This window comes from Streptomyces sp. 8P21H-1, from assembly GCF_013302945.1.
Genome location: NZ_JABTYA010000272.1, coordinates 280 through 3,065, shown reverse-complemented (window position 1 = coordinate 3,065; position 2,786 = coordinate 280). Strand labels below are relative to the sequence as shown.

Here is a 2,786-nt window from a genome sequence, read left to right as displayed (position 1 = left end):
CGCCTCCGCGGCGCAGCTCCCGCACCCCGCCAGGTGCGGCGGCACGGCCCGCTCGTCCGCGGGGTGCAGCGCGCCGAGGGCCCAGGCGGCCAGCAGCTCGGGAACGCCGTCGTGGTCGTCGCTCACGGGAGGCCTCCTTCCCCTGCCGCCATCATGCGCCCCTCTCCCACGCCGGGTCCGGCGGATCGGGCGGCCCCGACGGCCCGGGTGATCCCGACGGCCCGGACGGCCCGGGCGGTTCGGACGCATCGGCCAGCGACGCGGCCAGCTTCCGCAGCGCGGACCGCAGCCGGGTCTTCGCGGTGCCCTCCGGGATGCCCAGCTCGACGGCGGCCTGGCGGTAGGTGCGCCCCGCGAAGTAGGCGAGGTGCACCACCTCCCGCTGGGACTGCGGGAGTTCGGCCAGCGCGGAGTGCAGCAGGAGCGCGCGTTCGCGGTCCACGACCGCCTCGTCGGGACCCGGCCCGGCGTCCGGGATCGCGTGCAGCGCCGAGTCGTCCGCCCGGGTGTCCTTGCGGTGCCGCGCCTCGCTGCGCACCCAGTCCACGGCCCGCCGGTGCGCGAGCACGGACAGCCAGGTGCGCAGTGAGCCCCGGCCCGCGTCGAACGCGTACGGCCTGCTCCACAGCTGGGCGAAGACCTCCTGCGCCACGTCCTCGGCGGCCACCGTGCTGCGCGTGACCCGGACGGCGACGCGCCGGACCAGACCGCCGTACGCCGTGTAGGCCTCGGCCAGCGCGGACTCGTCGCCGTACACCAGCCGCCGGTGCAACTCCGCGTCGGAGGACGGCCGTTCGGATGTGTGGAGAGTCGGCTCCACCGGCACCACCACCTCGTGGTGCCCTTCCTAGCGCCCCCGTGGGCCGCACGCCAGTGGGCCGGGCCGTCATCCCGACAGGACGTCCAGCAGGCGGTCGACGTCGGCGGGCGTGTTGTACAGGTGGAAGGCGGCCCGCAGATGGCCGGCGCGGTCGGAGACCTCGATCCCCGCCCGGCTCAGCTCCTCCCGCCGGCGGCCCAGTCCGGGCACGGAGACGATGGCCGAGCCCGGCGCCGGGACCGGCTCCTGCCCCAGGGCGGCGAGTCCCGCGCGGAACCGGTCGGCGAGTGCGAGGTCGTGGGCGTGCACGGCGTCCACCGTCAGCCTCTCGACCAGTTCCAGGGAGTGCCGGGCGCCCGCGTACGAGAAGAGGCTGGGGCTCTCGTCGAACCGCCGCGCGGAGCGGGCGAGTTCCTGGACCGGCCCGTAGCAGCTGTCCCAGGGGTTCTCTCCCGCGACCCAGCCCGCGAAGAGCGGTTCGAGCCCTCCGAAGTCCTCGGGGACGACCAGGAAGGCCACCCCCCGCGGGCAGACGAGCCACTTGAAGGCGACCGAGGAGACGTAGTCGTACGCGTCCGCCTCGACCGGCAGCCAGCCGGCGGCCTGGGACGCGTCGACGTAGGTACGGGCGCCGTGTTCGCGCGCGGCCTCCCGCAGCGCCGGCAGGTCGGCGATCCGGCCGTCCGCGGACTGCGCGGCGCTCACCGCGACGAGCGCGGTGCCGGGGCGCACGGACTCGGCGATCCGCTCCAGCGGCACCGTGCGCACCTTGAGGTCGCGGCGCATGTGGAAGGGGTTCACCGCGGAGCTGAAGTCGGCCTCGGCGGTGAGGACCTCGGCGCCCGCGGGCAGCGAGGCGGCGATCAGCGCGGTGTAGACGGCGACGGAGGCCCCGGCCGCGACCCGGCCGGCCGGGACTCCGAGGAGCCGGGCGAAGGAGGCGCGGGACGCCTCCACGTCGGCGAACATGTCCTGCGGCCGGCCGGCCGCCACGGACTCGACGCCCGCCCGCACGGCGGCCACCGCGCGGGCCGGGAGCAGCCCCGTGCCGGCGGTGTTGAGATAGGTGCTCCCGGGGGCGAACTCGGCACGGACGAGGCTCTCGAAGGTCTCCATGGAACCACTCTGGGCCCCGCGCAACTGCCCGTCCATTGCGTTCTTTTACGTGGTTCCGCGTAGGAACGCTTATGGATGCACGTCAGGGCAGGTCAGTGCTGGTGGGGCACCGCGCAGCCGTCCGGACCGCACGCCTCGGCGCCGCCCTGGCCGCCCCGGCCGTCCTGCTGGATCAGCTCCAGGGGGGAGCGGCTCGCCCACGCCTGCTCCAGGGCCTGGGTGAAGACCTCGGCGGGCTGGGCGCCGGAGACGCCGTACCTGCGGTCGAGGACGAAGAACGGCACGCCGTTCGCCCCCAGCCCGGCGGCCTCGCGCTCGTCGGCGCGGACCTCGTCGGCGTACGCGGCCGGGTCGGCCAGCACCGTGCGGGCGTCGTCCTCGTCCAGCCCGGCGGAGACCGCCAGTTCGACGAGGCGTTCGTCGTCGCCGAAGACGGAGCGCTCCTCGGCGAAGTTCGCCGTGTAGAGGATCTGGAGCAGCTCGTCCTGGCGGCCCCGCTCCCTGGCGAGGTGCAGCAGCCGGTGCATGTCGAAGGTGCTGCCGTGGTCGCGGCCCCCGGTGCGGTACTCCAGGCCCTCGGCGGCGGCCTGGGTGCCGAGGTTCTCCTCACCGGCCCGCGCCTGCGCCTCGCTCATGCCGTACTTCTCGGTGAGCATCGGGATGACGGGCTGGATGTCGTCCTTGGCGCGGCCGGGGTCGAGCTCGAAGGAACGGTGCACGACCTCGACGGCGTCGCGGTGCGGGAAGGCGGCGAGGGCCTTCTCGAAGCGGGCCTTGCCCACGTAGCACCACGGGCAGGCGATGTCGCTCCAGATCTCGACGCGCATGTCTGCGACCTTCCCTCTCCTCC

4 protein-coding genes are annotated in these 2,786 nt (G+C 74.9%); all 4 read right to left on the bottom strand.

Annotated elements, in window-relative coordinates:
* Positions 1–126, bottom strand: a 126-nt coding sequence (locus HO151_RS07500) for a zf-HC2 domain-containing protein (RefSeq protein ID WP_173895030.1), incomplete at its 3' end; no start/stop codon positions are given.
* Positions 127–151: 25 nt separating this feature from the next.
* The gene (locus tag HO151_RS05825; RefSeq protein ID WP_173895029.1) at positions 152–832 is read right to left on the bottom strand and encodes a sigma-70 family RNA polymerase sigma factor; all 681 of its coding nucleotides are present in this window, start codon (positions 830–832) and stop codon (positions 152–154) included.
* Between the two features lie 54 nt (positions 833–886).
* Positions 887–1,936 (bottom strand): aminotransferase class V-fold PLP-dependent enzyme, encoded by a 1,050-nt coding sequence (locus HO151_RS05820; RefSeq protein WP_173895028.1) that lies wholly within the window; start codon positions 1,934–1,936, stop codon positions 887–889.
* A 92-nt stretch (positions 1,937–2,028) separates the two neighbouring features.
* Positions 2,029–2,763, bottom strand: a complete 735-nt coding sequence (locus tag HO151_RS05815; RefSeq protein ID WP_173895027.1) for a DsbA family oxidoreductase — start codon at positions 2,761–2,763, stop codon at positions 2,029–2,031.
* Positions 2,764–2,786: the final 23 nt, after the last annotated feature.

What these genes read in the sequence shown, in the direction of transcription:
- HO151_RS05820 (WP_173895028.1), bottom strand. Translation starts at nt 1,936, where the DNA reads ATGGAGACCTTCGAGAGCCTCGTCCGTGCCGAGTTCGCCCCCGGGAGC.
- HO151_RS05815 (WP_173895027.1), bottom strand. Translation starts at nt 2,763, where the DNA reads ATGCGCGTCGAGATCTGGAGCGACATCGCCTGCCCGTGGTGCTACGTG.